12 protein-coding genes are annotated in these 13,335 nt (G+C 66.3%); 6 read left to right on the top strand and 6 right to left on the bottom strand.

Translation table 11 applies throughout. The features are described 5' to 3' along the window. Window positions 1-118: 118 nt before the first annotated feature. Window positions 119-1,099 carry an MBL fold metallo-hydrolase gene (locus F0U60_RS45440; protein ID WP_395809783.1) on the top strand — a complete coding sequence of 327 codons (981 nt, stop codon included), beginning with the start codon at window positions 119-121 and terminating at the stop codon, window positions 1,097-1,099. On the opposite strand, the gene F0U60_RS45435 is transcribed toward F0U60_RS45440, so the two are convergent. Next, entirely contained in the window at window positions 1,093-1,425 is a 333-nt protein-coding gene (locus F0U60_RS45435; protein WP_395809781.1) for a hypothetical protein, read from the bottom strand. The two genes, F0U60_RS45440 and F0U60_RS45435, sit on opposite strands and share 7 nt — an antisense overlap. Before the next feature lie 241 nt (window positions 1,426-1,666). Between F0U60_RS45435 and F0U60_RS45430 the strand changes: the two genes are divergently transcribed. Further along, window positions 1,667-2,971 (top strand): PQQ-dependent sugar dehydrogenase, encoded by a 1,305-nt coding sequence (locus F0U60_RS45430; protein ID WP_395809779.1) that lies wholly within the window; start codon window positions 1,667-1,669, stop codon window positions 2,969-2,971. Between the two features lie 82 nt (window positions 2,972-3,053). Here the strand turns inward: F0U60_RS45430 and F0U60_RS45425 are convergent, their stop codons facing one another. Continuing rightward, window positions 3,054-3,314 carry an Atu4866 domain-containing protein gene (locus tag F0U60_RS45425; protein ID WP_395809777.1) on the bottom strand — a complete coding sequence of 87 codons (261 nt, stop codon included), beginning with the start codon at window positions 3,312-3,314 and terminating at the stop codon, window positions 3,054-3,056. Between the two features lie 95 nt (window positions 3,315-3,409). On the opposite strand from F0U60_RS45425, the gene F0U60_RS45420 reads away from it, so the two are divergent. Further along, window positions 3,410-4,318 (top strand): LysR substrate-binding domain-containing protein, encoded by a 909-nt coding sequence (locus F0U60_RS45420; protein ID WP_395809775.1) that lies wholly within the window; start codon window positions 3,410-3,412, stop codon window positions 4,316-4,318. Window positions 4,319-4,356: 38 nt separating this feature from the next. On the opposite strand, the gene serA is transcribed toward F0U60_RS45420, so the two are convergent. The 3 genes from serA to F0U60_RS45405 form a co-directional block, all read right to left on the bottom strand. Further along, window positions 4,357-5,607 (bottom strand): phosphoglycerate dehydrogenase, encoded by a 1,251-nt coding sequence (gene serA, locus F0U60_RS45415; RefSeq protein WP_395809773.1) that lies wholly within the window; start codon window positions 5,605-5,607, stop codon window positions 4,357-4,359. Between the two features lie 115 nt (window positions 5,608-5,722). Further along, on the bottom strand, window positions 5,723-7,066 hold the full coding sequence (locus tag F0U60_RS45410; RefSeq protein WP_395809771.1) for a trypsin-like serine peptidase: 1,344 nt from the start codon (window positions 7,064-7,066) through the stop codon (window positions 5,723-5,725). A gap of 122 nt (window positions 7,067-7,188) precedes the next feature. Continuing rightward, entirely contained in the window at window positions 7,189-7,566 is a 378-nt protein-coding gene (locus F0U60_RS45405; RefSeq protein WP_395809769.1) for an STAS/SEC14 domain-containing protein, read from the bottom strand. A gap of 217 nt (window positions 7,567-7,783) precedes the next feature. On the opposite strand from F0U60_RS45405, the gene F0U60_RS45400 reads away from it, so the two are divergent. Together F0U60_RS45400 and F0U60_RS45395 are read left to right on the top strand one after the other, a co-directional pair. Continuing rightward, window positions 7,784-9,727, top strand: a complete 1,944-nt coding sequence (locus F0U60_RS45400; RefSeq protein ID WP_395809767.1) for a TonB family protein — start codon at window positions 7,784-7,786, stop codon at window positions 9,725-9,727. 184 nt (window positions 9,728-9,911) lie between these two features. Continuing rightward, window positions 9,912-10,316, top strand: a complete 405-nt coding sequence (locus tag F0U60_RS45395) for a hypothetical protein (RefSeq protein WP_395809765.1) — start codon at window positions 9,912-9,914, stop codon at window positions 10,314-10,316. Window positions 10,317-10,444: 128 nt separating this feature from the next. Here the strand turns inward: F0U60_RS45395 and F0U60_RS45390 are convergent, their stop codons facing one another. Then, window positions 10,445-12,379 (bottom strand): prolyl oligopeptidase family serine peptidase, encoded by a 1,935-nt coding sequence (locus F0U60_RS45390; protein ID WP_395809763.1) that lies wholly within the window; start codon window positions 12,377-12,379, stop codon window positions 10,445-10,447. Between the two features lie 186 nt (window positions 12,380-12,565). On the opposite strand from F0U60_RS45390, the gene F0U60_RS45385 reads away from it, so the two are divergent. Next, window positions 12,566-13,213 carry a pilus assembly protein PilB gene (locus F0U60_RS45385; protein WP_395809761.1) on the top strand — a complete coding sequence of 216 codons (648 nt, stop codon included), beginning with the start codon at window positions 12,566-12,568 and terminating at the stop codon, window positions 13,211-13,213. Window positions 13,214-13,335: the final 122 nt, after the last annotated feature.

Here is a 13,335-nt window from a genome sequence, read left to right as displayed (position 1 = left end):
ACCGGTCGGTATCATGAGACCGGCCGGTATCAGGGAAACAATATACAGCCGCGGGGTCGTTGTCGGCCGTTGCTCACGGTCCGAGGCGGTTCCGTGCGCGGTCTTCTGGAGCCTTCCGATGATGACGCTACGCACCTTCCTCTTGCGTGCCACGCTCGCCGTGTCCCTCTCTGCTGCGACGGGCGCAGTGTTCGCGCCTTCGGCCACACACGCCGCCGCGCCGCAGGTCAGGACTCAGGCCCCGGGCTTCTACCGAATGATGCTGGGTGATTTCGAAGTCACGGTGATTTCCGATGGAACCTTGCCACTGGAACTGGACAAGGTGCTGACCAACACCCGGCCCGAGCATGTGAAGAAGCTGCTGGCCGATGCGCACCTCAATCTGCCAGTGGAGACCTCGGTCAATGCCTTCCTCATCAATACCGGCTCCAAGCTGGTGTTGGTGGACACCGGCACGGGCGAGTTCCTCGGACCGAGCCTCAACAAGCTGGTCCCCAACCTGCGAGCGGCCGGGTACGAGCCGGAGCAGATCGACGCGGTGCTGCTGACTCACATCCACACCGACCACTCGGGCGGACTGACGGTTGGCGGCAAGCAGATCTTCCCGAAGGCGCTCGTCTACGCGGACAAGCGCGAGGTGGATTTCTGGCTGAACGCTGACAACATGGAGAAGGCTCCGGCCGACAAGAAGCCCCGGTTCCAGGAGGCAAGGATCGCGCTCGATTCCTATGTCGCGGCGGGCAGGCTCAAGACGTTCGAGGGTGACACCGAGCTGTTCCCCGGCATTCGGTCCATCGCGAGTCCGGGTCACACTCCCGGGCACAGCTTCTATTCCGTGGAGAGCAAGGGGCAGAAGCTCGTGCTCTGGGGTGATGTGATGCATGTCGCCGCGGTGCAGTTCCCCGAGCCTTCAGTGACCATCCAGTACGACGTCGATTCCAAGGCAGCGGCGGCCCAGCGCGCGAAGGCTTATGCTGACGCCGCGAAGCAGGGGTATTGGGTGGGCGTCGCACACGTCTCGTTCCCAGGCCTTGGCCATGTGCGCGCCAACGGCAAGGGGTACACCTGGGTGCCAGCCAATTACAGCATCAATCAGTGATGTGTTGGGTGTGGCGTTCTGGCACGGAAGCTCACCGACACCGTCCGCGGCTCTTCTTTGTCTCGGTAGGAGACCTCGACGATGAGCTCGTAGGGACGTGTGGGGTTCGCCCAATTCCCACACCAGACTTGAAGATCAGTGGACTCGTCGAAGCTCCAGAGGTCGTGACCCAGCTCGCGCAGCTCCATCGCAATCCGGTGACCCTCTTCCTCGGGGGAGGGCGCCGATCGGACCCGAGCGGTCAGCACCTGCTCGAGCTCCTGGCATAACCGAGCGCGATCGCTCGTCTGGACGAAGCTTTCGTAGGAGAAGCGCTGGCTGAGCACGAGTGGACTCCACGCAGGCGGGGGCATCGAGCAGGCTCGCACGACGCTCTTCCAGTGGGAGGAGCGGAGGACCTCTTCTGTCGGTGCGAGAACACCCTCGCACAAGCAGGGGAGCGAGCTGCGCCTGCCCTGGTTATCTGCCGCGCAGGGGCGAGCATGCCCTGTCCCAGCGTGGGTAGCTTCACCCTCGTTGGTTGCTGCCCCTGCTCTGGAACCCATCTCGACCTGTGGAGAGAGCCTCATGCGCACCTTCCTGACGAGTAGTGTTGTCCTTGTCTCCCTCCTGTCTGGCTCGGGGCTGGCACAAGGCCAGCGTCCTCGCACGTCCTCGGACCAGAGTGGGAATCTGGCTCCCGGCCGCGCGGGCGACAGTCAGCAGTCGGTGCCTCGGACGGGGCCCAATCCTGGCGGTGCGCCCGTCGAGACGGCGCCCCCCAACGTGCCCGAGTTCGAGCCGGCCTTCCCTGGGCAGACACGCGCTCCGGCTGTTGAGACGAAGACGCCCTTCCAGGTCACCGAGATTGCCTCTGGCTTCAACAAACCCTGGGCCATCGCCTTCCTGCCGGATCGCCGCATGCTGGTGACGGAGAAGCCGACGGGCGCTCTCTACATCGTCACTCCTCAAGGCGCGAAGTCCCCGCCCGTCGCGGGTCTGCCGCGCGTGGATGGTCGTGGACAGGGCGGGCTGCTCGACGTGGAGCTCGGCCCCGACTACGCCAAGAGCCAGCTCATCTACTGGACCTATTACGAGCCGCGCGAAGGCGGTAACGGCCTGGCGGTGGCGCGTGCGAGGCTCGTGGATGGCGCGAAGCCGCGCGTGGAGAACGTGCAGGTCATCTTCCGCATGCAGCCCACGCTCGAATCGACCCTGCACGCAGGGGGACGCCTCGTGTTCACGCCCGACGGCAAGCTGTTCGTCACGCTCGGTGAGCGCTCCATCCTCCCTGGCCGGGTCCAGGCGAGGGATTTGAAGAGCCACTTCGGGAAGATTGTCCGCATCAACCCCGACGGCTCGGTGCCCAAGGACAACCCGTTCGTTGGTCGCAAGGATGCTCGGCCGGAAATCTGGTCTTTGGGACACCGCAACATCCTGTCCGCGGCGCTGGACAGCAAGAACCGCCTCTGGGAGGTGGAGATGGGGCCGCGTGGTGGCGACGAGCTCAACCTCGTCCAGATGGGTAGGGACTACGGCTGGCCCACCATCGGCTACGGCGAGGAGTACTCAGGTGAGCCCATCCACAAGGTCACCCAGGGCCCGGGCATGGAGCAGCCCGTGTACTACTGGGATCCGGTGATCTCCCCCTCGGGGATGACCATCTACTCCGGGGACCTCTTCCCCGAGTGGCGGGAGAACATCTTCATCGGAGGACTGTCCAGCCAGGCCCTGGTGCGGCTCGTCATGAAGGACGACCGCGTGGTGGGTGAGGAGCGGTTGCTCACGGAGCAGAATGCGCGCATCCGCGAGGTCGTCCAGGGCCCCGAGGGCGCGCTCTATCTGCTCACCGATGACAGCAACGGCCGGCTGCTCAAGCTCACGCCCCGCTGAGCCCTGCTCAGGGGGTTGGTAGCCCGGGGAGCAGCTTGTCCAGGGTGATGAGGAAGTCGCGCACGCCATCGGCTGCCATGACCTACCTCGTCTCTTCCCGGTAGAGGACCATGCCGGCGTGGTAGAGCACGCCATCGCGGAAGTCTCCGTCGGCGGTGAAGCCGGTGTCGTCCACGTAGTCGATATGGTTGCCTTTGATGGTGTACCGGCCGCGGTAGGCGCTCTTCCTCTTGCCGCGGGCCTCGTCATAGCGGCCTCCCGGCAGGAGCTCGTGGCGGATGTAGCCGTCCTGGGTGACCCACATGCCGACGTAGGGATGCTGCTCGCTCGATGGCTTCGTCATGTTCTTCTCCTTGCTGTTTTCAAAGCCAAAGTAGGAGCACCGGGCTGCCCGTGCGACCTTCCAATCATTGATGGGTTGGTTAGAGTGGCTTACCAATGAGAGATGAATTCGGAGGACTGGCGGCGTTCCTGGCCGTCGCGGAGAAGCGGAGCTTCAAGGCCGCGGCGGTGGAGCTCGGCGTGACGAGAGCGGCCGTGAGCCAGACGATCCGCCAGGTAGAGGAGCGGCTCGGTGTCCGTCTGCTGCAGCGAACGACGCGAAGCGTGGGCCTCACCGAAGCAGGTGAGCACCTCTACCGGGGGCTGCAGCCGGCGTTCTCCGACATGCGCGCGACACTCGAATCGCTGAACGAGCTGCGGAGCCGACCCTCGGGAACGCTCCGCCTGAGCATCTCGTCGATCGCGGAGGACTTTCTCTCCGAAAAGACGCTCGCGGAGTTCCTGGCGGAGTACCCGGACATCAAGCTCGACATCAGCGTCGACGACAACCCCTCGGGCATCTTTCAGCAAGGCTTCGACGCGGGGGTTCAGCTCGGCGAAATCATCGACAAGGACATGGTCGCCGTCAGCATCTCCGGCGAGCAGCGGCAACTGGTGGTCGGGTCACCGGGCTACTTCGCCGTCCACGGCAAGCCCCAACACCCGAGGGAGCTTCACGCGCACGCGTGCATCGGGTGGCGGATGCCGAACGGTGCAACCTACCGCTGGGAGTTCACGGAGAAGGGAAGGGACTTTGAGATCGCCATCGATGCCCGCGTGAATACGAACGAGAAGCACCTGATGCTGCGCCTGGCGTGCGACGGGGTCGGTCTCACCATTGGAATGGAAGACTCCTTCCGTCCCTACATCCAGCGGGGTGAGCTCCTTCCCGTCCTCGAGGAGTTCTGCCCACCCTTCGCGGGCTTCTACCTGTACTACCCGAGCCGAGCGCAGACCCCGCTCAAGCTCAAAGCCCTGGTCGAGTTCCTGCGCAAGCGTGCGCGTTCACGAGCGCGAAGGAAGTGAGGCCCGGTTGAAGCGCCGGGCCTCGGGAGCCCCACGGCTCAGGACACGATGCGCGTCTTGATGTCCGTCTGCAGGCCCGCGATGGCCTGGCACACCGGGTTGGCCACGTCCTGGTCCAGGTCCATCAGCAGGTAGCCGATGTTCGCGTCGGTGCTCAGCACCTGCGCGTGGATGTTGGCATTGAGGTCCGAGACGATCCGGTTGATGTCGCGGAGCACGCCCGGCGTGTTGCGGTGCACGTTGAGGATGCGGTGCGTGTTGGGAATCAGCGGCGCCTCCACCTGTGGGAAGTTCACCGCGCCCGTGGTGGCGCCGCTCCGCACGAACTTGATGAGGGAGGTGGCCACCTCCTTGCCGATGGACGCCTGCGCCTCCTCCGTGGAGCCGCCGATGTGCGGGGTGAGGATGACGTTGGGCAGTCCCTGCAGCTCGGTGACGAAGCCGTCGCTGTTCGTCTCCGGCTCCTCCGGGTAGACGTCCACCGCGGCGCCACTCAGGTGGCCCGACTTGATGGCCTGCGCCAGTGCCTTGATGTCCACCACCGTGCCGCGGCTCGCGTTGATGAGGTAGCTGCCCTTGCGCATGCGCGCCAGCTCGGCGGTGCCAATCATCCACTCAGTGGACGGCGTGGCCGGCACGTGCAGCGTCACGAAGTCCGAGGACTCCAGCAGCTCGCCCAGGGTGGCGGTAGGGCGCGAGTTGCCCAGCGGCAGCTTCGTCATGACGTCATAGAAGATGACGCGCATGCCCATGGCCTCGGCCAGCACGCCCAGCTGCGAGCCGATGTGGCCATAGCCGATGATGCCCAGCGTCTTGCCGCGCACCTCGTGACTGCCCGTCGCCACCTTGCGCCACTGGCCCGCGTGCACCTCGCGGCTGCGATCCCCGAGCTGGCGCGTGAGCATGACGATCTCCGCGATGACCAGCTCCGCCACGCTGCGCGTGTTGCTGAAGGGCGCGTTGAAGACGGGCACGCCGTGGATGTTGGCCGACTTCAAGTCCACCTGGTTGGTGCCGATGCAGAAGGCGCCTACCGCCAGCAGGTTGGGCGCCTTGGCGAGGGCCGGCTCGTAGACGTTCGTCTTGCTGCGGATGCCCAGCAGGTGGATGTCCCGGATGCGCTCCTCGAGCTCCTCGGGCTTGAGCGCTCCCTTGAGCCGCTCCACCGAGAACCCCTCCGCCTTGAGCATCTCCTCGGCGGACACGTGGATGTTCTCAAGCAGCAGGACCTTCAAGGGACCTTGGATGGAGACGGGAGTGGAAGGTGACGGGAACTTGGGCGTGCTCATATGGCTCCTCGCGTTAAATCCCGCCCCCCGAGCTGTCAAGCATCGGTTTTGGGAAGAAGAAGGCCGCCCGCCATGATGGCGAGCGGCCCGAGGGAGCTTCCGTCTGACAGGCGGCCTACTGGACCGTGTAGGCCACGGTGCCGCTGCAGCTGGTGTTGCTGTAGCAGCCAGCGCGGATCTGATACGTGCCGGCTGCGTTCGCCGGCACGGTGTAGCTGAGGTACGAGAGCGTACCGCAGGTGTCGTCGTTGGAGGCCACCTGGGTGCCCGCCGGGCCGTACAGCCGCAGGTAGGTGTCACCGGTACCGGTGGCGCCGCTCACCGTGCAGGTGCCCAGCTTGATGACCTGGCCAGCCTTCAGCGCCACGTCCTTGTTGACGGTGCTCCTCTGGGCGCTGTTGGTGTTGGTGGCGCTGAAGGTGAACGTGGTCGCCGGGGGAGGAGGAGGCGGCGGCGGCGGCATTCCCGTGCACAGCCGCGTGTTGGCGTTGCCGGTCGCGGCGCAGTAGGCGCTGATGGCCGGGTACACGTAGGTGATGTCCTCGCCGCGGCAGCCCGTCTCGGTGCACGTGTTCACGACGCGGCAGCTCCCGTTGGTGACGTAGTCCGTCTCACCGCGCACGAGGATGCCCGCCACCGTGTAGTTGCTCGTCTCGTACACGCCCGAGCCCGAGTTGCCACCGAAGGTGTCCGTGGTGGCCACGAAGTAGTCCAGCGTGCCCGAGCGCGCGTCGCGCACCGAGCCACCGGAGTCAATCTTGAAGGGGATGCCGCTGCCGCTGCCAATGACGGCCACGTTCTGCCCGACGCTCAGCGCGGTGTTGCCCGTGCGCACCGGTGCCGGGGTGAAGCGCGGCGTGGCCGGCCGGTCCAGGCGCAGGATGGCGTAGTCCAGGTTCTGCCCGTTCACCGTGCCCTGCTGGCGCGCCACGATGGAGGTACAGGTGAAGATGTCCGCCGTGGTGACCGGCTGCAGCGTGCCCGCCGAGGGCCGGTAGTAATTGAAGACGAGGCGCGTGTCGGCACAGGCCGAGGCGCTCGTGACGCAGTGGCCCGCGGTGAGCACCAGGTCGTCGTCGATGAGCGTGCCGGAGCAGAAGGCCGCCGTCGGGTCATCCCGGAAGCGCTCGGTGGTGCAGAGGTTGTAGGCGGTACCCAGCGTCGAGCCGGGGAAGGTGACGTTGTTGGGGTTGGTCGCGTTGAAGTCCGACGGGGCCATCAGCGCCACCGTGGCCTGTTGTGCCCGAGCGCGCAGCGTGGCGTCCGCGTGGGCGTAGACGTCCTGCCGGCTGTCCGTGCCGTAGACGACCTCGCTCTTCTTCTTCCCGAGGGCGGAGGACTCCTCACCCTTCGTCGTTTCCTGCTCCTCCGCCGGGCCGCAGCCCGCGGTGAGCGTGAGGGTGCACATCAGAGCGCCTACGAGGGGACGCACCGGCAGCCCGAACTTGGGGTGTCGCATGGGGATTCGCTCCTGTCTTCCTGGGGGGTGAAAAAACCCTGCCAGACCTGGCGGTCCAGCGAGCGAATGATGCCCCAAGGAAACCGTACTGGAACGAACGTTTATAGAGATCGTGAGGGGAGCTACTCGTCGTCGGGGTTGCGCAGCCAGGCCAGGGCGGCCTCGCGCGTCTCGAAGGTGCGCGTGGGGATGGTGAGCATGGCCTTCTTCGTCATGCGCCAGGCCTGGAGGCCAGAGGCGGCGTCACTCACGATGCGCGCCGAGCGCTTCATGCCGTGCAGCTGCGCGTAGGCGTTGAGGCTGGCCATGGTGGCCACCATCTCCGGCGGCATCACGCGCAGCTGTCCCTGGTCCACCAGCGCGCTCCATGGGCCGTTCATGTAGGCGATCGTCTCGCGGATGCGCTTGAGGTAGTCCGTCACGTCCTCCGCCGAGGGCTGCGGGGGGTAGACGACGTCGATGATGCGGTCTTCCTCGTAGACGGTGATCTGAAAGGGCATGTGCTGTGGCTCGGTGCTCCCCGGCGGGCGGCCTGCGGGCTGGCCGACGCACTCTAGCCCCAGAGTGGCCCGCGTCGAAACCCTGTCAAGCCTCTTTCAAGCGGTAAGAGGCACCGCGGGGGTAGGGGGTGGGGCGGGGCGACTTTTACGTTTCGTGACCCACTGTCGACGGAGCCGTGACGACCCCGTGCCAGGGTCCCGACCTTGGAGGATCTCCATGGAGACCCAACCTCGCCCTCCCCATTCCGATGAGCCCGCGCCTCCGCCACCGCCGGAGGATCCGCTGATCGGCCGTACCCTGCTGGGGCGCTTCCAGGTGCTGGCCCCCATCGGAGAGGGGGGCATGGGCCGCGTGTACCGCGCGCTCCAAGTCCCACTGGATCGCGTGGTGGCGCTCAAGGTGCTGAGCCCCGCGTTCCCCACCAGTAAGGATCCGGGGTTTCTCCAGCGCTTCATTCGAGAGGCCTCGCTGACCGCGAAGCTGCGCAGCCCCAACACCGTCACCGTCATCGACTATGGCCAGACGGAGGACGGCATCTGCTTCATCGCTATGGAGTACATCGAGGGCCGCACGCTCTCGGAGGTGCTCGCCGAGGGGCCGCTGCCGTGGCCCCGGGCGATGGAGTTGGCCCGACAGGTGTGCTTCTCCCTGCGCGAGGCGCACCGGCTGGGCGTGGTGCACCGAGATCTCAAGCCCGCCAACGTGATGCTGGTGGCGGATAGAGACAGGGACCACGTCAAGGTGCTCGACTTCGGCCTGGTGAAGCCCTTCTCTCCAGAAGGCGCAGGGGCCGAGGCCACTCCAGGCATCACCCAGAGCGGTACCTTCCTCGGCTCACCGGTGTACATGTCGCCCGAGCAGGCCCGCAACTCCGCGGACGTACGCAGTGACATCTACTCGCTCGGCGTCGTCACGTACCACATGCTGATGGGCCGTCCGCCCTTCATCTCCAAGGACACGCTCGAGCTCCTCTTCGCGCACCACAAGCTGTCGCCCCCGCGCTTTCGGGACCTGCAACCCGGGCTCGTCATCCCCGAGCGGGTGGAGGCCCTCGTTCTCCGCTGCCTGGAGAAGGACCCCGAGGCCCGCTACGCCTCCATGGACGAGCTGCTCGAGGCATTGCGCGAGGTACTCGGTCGCGTGGGGGATTCCAGCCCCATCAGCTCGCCGTTCCTCACCCCGCTGCCCGCGCCCGCCGCGCAGAGCTCGGAAGCGGGGACGCTCGTGCTGGACATCAGCCTGGAGGTCCCTCCGGCCAGCGGTGCTCAGCGGCCTGCTGCTCCGGTCGTCCAGGTGTCGGCGCCGGTGCCGGCACCAGCACCGCCTCGGCGCACGGGCCTGTGGAGGGGCGCCGCGCTGGCCGTGTTGCTCGCGGGGGCTGGAGCAGGTGTGGCCCTGTGGCGTCGCGCGGAGCCCGCTCCTCAGAGCCCACCTGCCCCCATTCCCACGCCGGCCGCCGAAGCGCCCGTACCGGCGCCCGCTCCGGTGCGCTTCTTCATCACCAGCGAGCCCTCGGGTGCGCGCGTTTTCTGGCAGGGCAAGGAGCGGGGCACCACGCCTCTCGTGCTCGATGTTCCCCCCGGGCCCAACGGGGTGGCCACCGCGGAGTTGACCTTCGCGCTCGACGGGTACCAGACGGAGAGCGCGCTCGCGGGCGGCTCCGATGATGTGCTCTTCACCCAACGTCTGCGGAAGCAGCCGGTCTCGCGTGGGGCTCCGGCGACGGGCGCTTCTGCGAGGCAGGGGGCCGCCAACGTGGGGACAATGGCGGACTTCAGCACGCCGGAGATGCTCGCCTCCGAGCGCCCCGCTGTGCAGCCGCAACGCCCCGCTCTCGTGGAGAAGCCCGCGCGTCCTGTTCGCTCCGTGGGCCCCATCCAACTTCCGGAGAAGGCCACGCCTCCGAGGGAGCTGGAGTCCAACGTGCAGCCCGAATTCCCCCAGGCCGCGAGGGCCTCCGGTCGGGAGGGCCTGGTCATCCTGAAGATCATCGTGACCGAGGACGGGCGCGTGGGCGACATCTCGGTGATGCGAGGAGAGGAGCCCTTCGCCTCCGCGGCGATCGCTGCGGTCCGCACCTGGCGTTACTCGCCAGCGCTCCTGGATGGGCGGCCCCTCTCCGTCTACCGCGTGGTGAAGATTCCCTTCCGTCTTCGTTGAGAGACGACGTCCCGTCCTTCAGTCTGGCTTGACGGCCTGCTTGCCCTGGGCGCTGGAGAGCGGGCCCCTGGGCATTGGGCCCCACGCACTCTTGGCGTCACTCTGAACCGGTTCCTAGCTTCGCACTGGCTTCGCGTAGGGCCTGTGCCTGCCGGAGCTTGGTTCTCGAGGAGGTCCAGAAGACATGAAGACCCGCGTGAAGGTGCTGGGAGCAGCGGTGCTGGTGGCGGTGCTGGGTGGTGTGGGGTGCGCTGGTACGAAAGAGGCGGCGCGCGATGTCGAAGCGGCGGTGCCTGGGCTCTCGCAGAAGCGTGAGGGCGTGGTGACCGACGTGGACAAGGACGCCTACCGCATCGCCGTGAAGGCCGTGGATGATCCCTCTGCGCCGGAGGCGTGGTTCGTGCTCACCCCGGACACGAAGCTGGAGCGTGACGGGCAGCTGGTGACCTGGGATGACCTTGATGAGGGCACCCCGGTGCGTGTCAGCTTCGAGCCGGCCACGGGCCCCGAGAAGGCGCACAAGGTCGAGATCCTCACCGGCAACAAGGCCGATGAGGTGAAGCAGAAGGCCGAGCACCTGGGCGGCTAAGCCCGTCGAAGAACGTCTCTTCAGGGGCTCGAACGAAGCAAGAGCGGGAGACCCTCCGGGCGCAGTCTTCGGCGACTTGTCCGACTGTCGGACAGGTTGGAGAAAAGTGCGGCCGGAGGGAGGGGACTTCAGTTCACCTTGGCCGGGCCGCTGGCCTTCAGGTGCGCTTCCAGGAAGCCGAGCATCCGCGAGTAGGCCTCCACCTCGTTCTTCTTCTTGGTGAAGCCGTGGCCCTCGTCCGGGAAGATGACGTACTCCACCGGGACGCCGTTCTTCTTCACCGCCTGGACGATTTCATCCGACTCGGGCTGGATGACACGCGGATCATTCGCGCCCTGCAGGACGAGCAGCGGCTTGGAGATCTTCTCCGCGTGGAAGAGGGGCGAGATGTCGCGCAGCATCTGCTCCTGCTTCACCGGGTCGCCGACTTCCTTGTAGAGGGCCTCGCGCTGGCTCTCCCACCAGGGCGGGATGCTCTGCAGCGTGCGCAGCCAGTTGGAGACGCCGAAGATGTCGATGCCCGCCTTGAAGGCCTCCGGGTGGAAGGCGAGCGCGGCCAGCGTCATGTAGCCACCGTAGCTGCCGCCGGCGATGCCAATGCGCTCGGCGTCCACGTAGGGCAGGCTGGCCAGGTACTTCCGAGCCTCGATGCAGTCCAGCAGCGGCTCGCGGCCGTGCTTCTGGTCATCCGCGGCGAAGAAGCTCTTGCCGTAGCCGGAGCTGCCGCGGTTGTTGATGCCGAGCACCACGTAGCCATGGTTGACGAGGTACTGGATGACCGGTGAGTAGCCCTTGCGCGTCTGTCCCCCGGGGCCGCCGTGTACCCAGACGATGGCGGGCGCCTTGGCGTCGGCGGTGGCCTGGTGCGGCTTGAAGAGGATGTTCGGAATCTCCGTTCCATCGAAGGACTTGAAGCGCACCACCTGCGCCTCAACGAGGTCCTCCGGGTCGATCTGCTTGTTCCTCGCATCGGTGAGGCGGGTGGCCTTCTTCGTGCCGAAGTCGTAGACGAAGAGGTTCGACGGGGAGCGGTCCCCATTGTGGTAGAAGGCCATCCGCTTCTCGCTGTCCGAGATGCGCACCGAGGTGATGTCTCCCGCGGGCAGCTGCGGCAGCTCCAGGAGCTTGCCGGCCTTCACGTCGTGCACACGAATGACGGTGCGGCCGTCCTCGTTGATGGCGGTGACGCGGAAGCCTCCCTTGCGCGAGAAGTACGTGTACATCACGTCCCAGTCCGCGCGCTCCACGTCCTCCACCTGGCCGGTGGCCAGCGTGTAGCGGGCCACGCGCTTGAACTCGGAGCCCTCGTTCGTGAGGAAGTAGAGGGCGCTGGAGGCTGGGTCGAAGGCGCTCACCTGGAAGAACGCGTCGCCCTGATGCGGGGTGATGTGCTTGAGCTCCTTCTTCTCCACGTCGTAGAGGTGGATGTCCGCGTCGTTGGTGGTCCGCACCTTGTTGAAGGCGAGCCACCTTCCATCCGGCGAGACGTCCTCGAAGGAGAGCCCGCTGTCGTTCTGGTAGACGAGCGTGCGCGCGTACGTCTTCGCGTCATAGCGGTAGAGGTCGAAGAAGCGCGCGTCGCGCTCGTTGGTGAGGACGTAGAACGCCGAGTCATCACCGCTCCAGCTCACGAACGCGGCCTTCAGCTTGTCGCCGGGCGTGAGGTCGCGCTCCTTGCCATCCGGAGTGCGCACGAAGAGGTGGTTGGCTTCGTTGCCACCCTGGTCGCGCGTGAAGAGGATGCGCTCGTCCTTGGGGAAGTAGCTCACGGCGAAGGTGGAGTCCGTCTTCGATTGTGTGAGCGCCTTCGCTTTCCCACCGGTCAGCGGGAGGGTGTATGCGTTGAAGATGCCACTCTCATTGGATGAGAAGAGGATGCGCTTCTCGTCTGGTGAGAAGGAGGCGCCGGAGAGCTTCGTCGTCGTCATGAATTGCTCGACGGTGTACTGCTTGGAGGGCCGGGAGACAGCCGTGGCCGGTGTGGCCTTGGGCGCGGCGAGCGCGAGGGTGGGCACGAGCGTGGCCGCGGCCAGCACTCGCACGAGGGTGGACCTGAGCAACATGAGTTCTCCGCGTTGAAGAGGAGTTGGGTGACCAACGGCCTACGAAACACCTTCCTCCCCATTTCTTGCCAGTCCCCCCTGAAAATCTTCCCGCATTCCGGTATCGCCCCGCAGTACAGGTTGTCCAACCCCGCGGAATCCGTCAGGTGCGTTCTGGCACGCAACGAGCATTGAGTTGGGCACGGGTTGAGGTTGGGTGGGTCGGGGTTGGGGTGGGCGCGCTCGGGCGTGTTGGTGGGTGGCGAGTGGGGTGGGGGATCGCCCGAGCGCACGCGGTTGTGGGGTTGTGGGCGGCGGGGGTCGGGCGTGCGGCGGATGCGGCTGGGCGAGCTGTGGGTAGCGAGCGGGCTGTTGGCGTCGGCGCAGGTGGAGTCGGCGCTCGCTCTCCAAGCCAGGTGGCGGTGCAGGGTGGGGGAGGCCGCGGTTCGGATGGGACTGCTCGGGCCGGAGCAGCTGCTCATCACGTTGGCTCGGCAGCTCCAGGTACCTTTCATCCGTCGCGAGGGCCTGGAGCGTGTGCCGGCGGGACTGCTGCGCTGCGTCCCGGCGCGCGTGCTCGAGCGTCTGCGCGTCTGTCCCTTGCGGGTTCAATGGGATGACGACGTGCGAGGCACCGTCTTCGTCGCCACCAGCGAGCCGGGCAATCCGAGCCTGCTCGATGACATGGCCTCTGCCACGGGTTGCTCGGTGCGTCCGGTGCTCGCGCTCGAGGACGACATCGAACTCGTGTTGCGGCGCCACGGCATCCTCGCCAGTCACGAACGCTCCATCGAGTTGGATCCCGCGGACGAGCAGGTGTGTTTTCAAATCTCCCGGGACTTCTTCGCATCCTAGTCCGCTCTCCTTCCTGCCCCTCGAACGAGCGCTGGCCCGGTGGGTCTGTCACAGGGAAGGGAGTGGGATGGCTCTTCGTTTTGGTGGCGATGGAAGGACCTCCCTCCTCTTCTTCGTCGTCG

Origin of the sequence: Archangium minus, assembly GCF_044360475.1 — a bacterium.
Taxonomy (GTDB): domain Bacteria; phylum Myxococcota; class Myxococcia; order Myxococcales; family Myxococcaceae; genus Archangium; species Archangium minus.
Note: the sequence above shows the minus strand (reverse complement) of the source record. Positions and strands in the feature narration are given on the sequence as shown.

Coding starts and splice junctions, on each gene's coding strand:
- F0U60_RS45400 (WP_395809767.1), top strand. CDS start 7,784: ATGGAGACCCAACCTCGCCCTCCCCATTCCGATGAGCCCGCGCCTCCG.
- F0U60_RS45410 (WP_395809771.1), bottom strand. CDS start 7,066: ATGCGACACCCCAAGTTCGGGCTGCCGGTGCGTCCCCTCGTAGGCGCT.
- serA (WP_395809773.1), bottom strand. CDS start 5,607: ATGAGCACGCCCAAGTTCCCGTCACCTTCCACTCCCGTCTCCATCCAA.
- F0U60_RS45390 (WP_395809763.1), bottom strand. CDS start 12,379: ATGTTGCTCAGGTCCACCCTCGTGCGAGTGCTGGCCGCGGCCACGCTC.
- F0U60_RS45425 (WP_395809777.1), bottom strand. CDS start 3,314: ATGACGAAGCCATCGAGCGAGCAGCATCCCTACGTCGGCATGTGGGTC.
- F0U60_RS45420 (WP_395809775.1), top strand. CDS start 3,410: ATGAGAGATGAATTCGGAGGACTGGCGGCGTTCCTGGCCGTCGCGGAG.
- F0U60_RS45395 (WP_395809765.1), top strand. CDS start 9,912: ATGAAGACCCGCGTGAAGGTGCTGGGAGCAGCGGTGCTGGTGGCGGTG.
- F0U60_RS45430 (WP_395809779.1), top strand. CDS start 1,667: ATGCGCACCTTCCTGACGAGTAGTGTTGTCCTTGTCTCCCTCCTGTCT.
- F0U60_RS45405 (WP_395809769.1), bottom strand. CDS start 7,566: ATGCCCTTTCAGATCACCGTCTACGAGGAAGACCGCATCATCGACGTC.
- F0U60_RS45440 (WP_395809783.1), top strand. CDS start 119: ATGATGACGCTACGCACCTTCCTCTTGCGTGCCACGCTCGCCGTGTCC.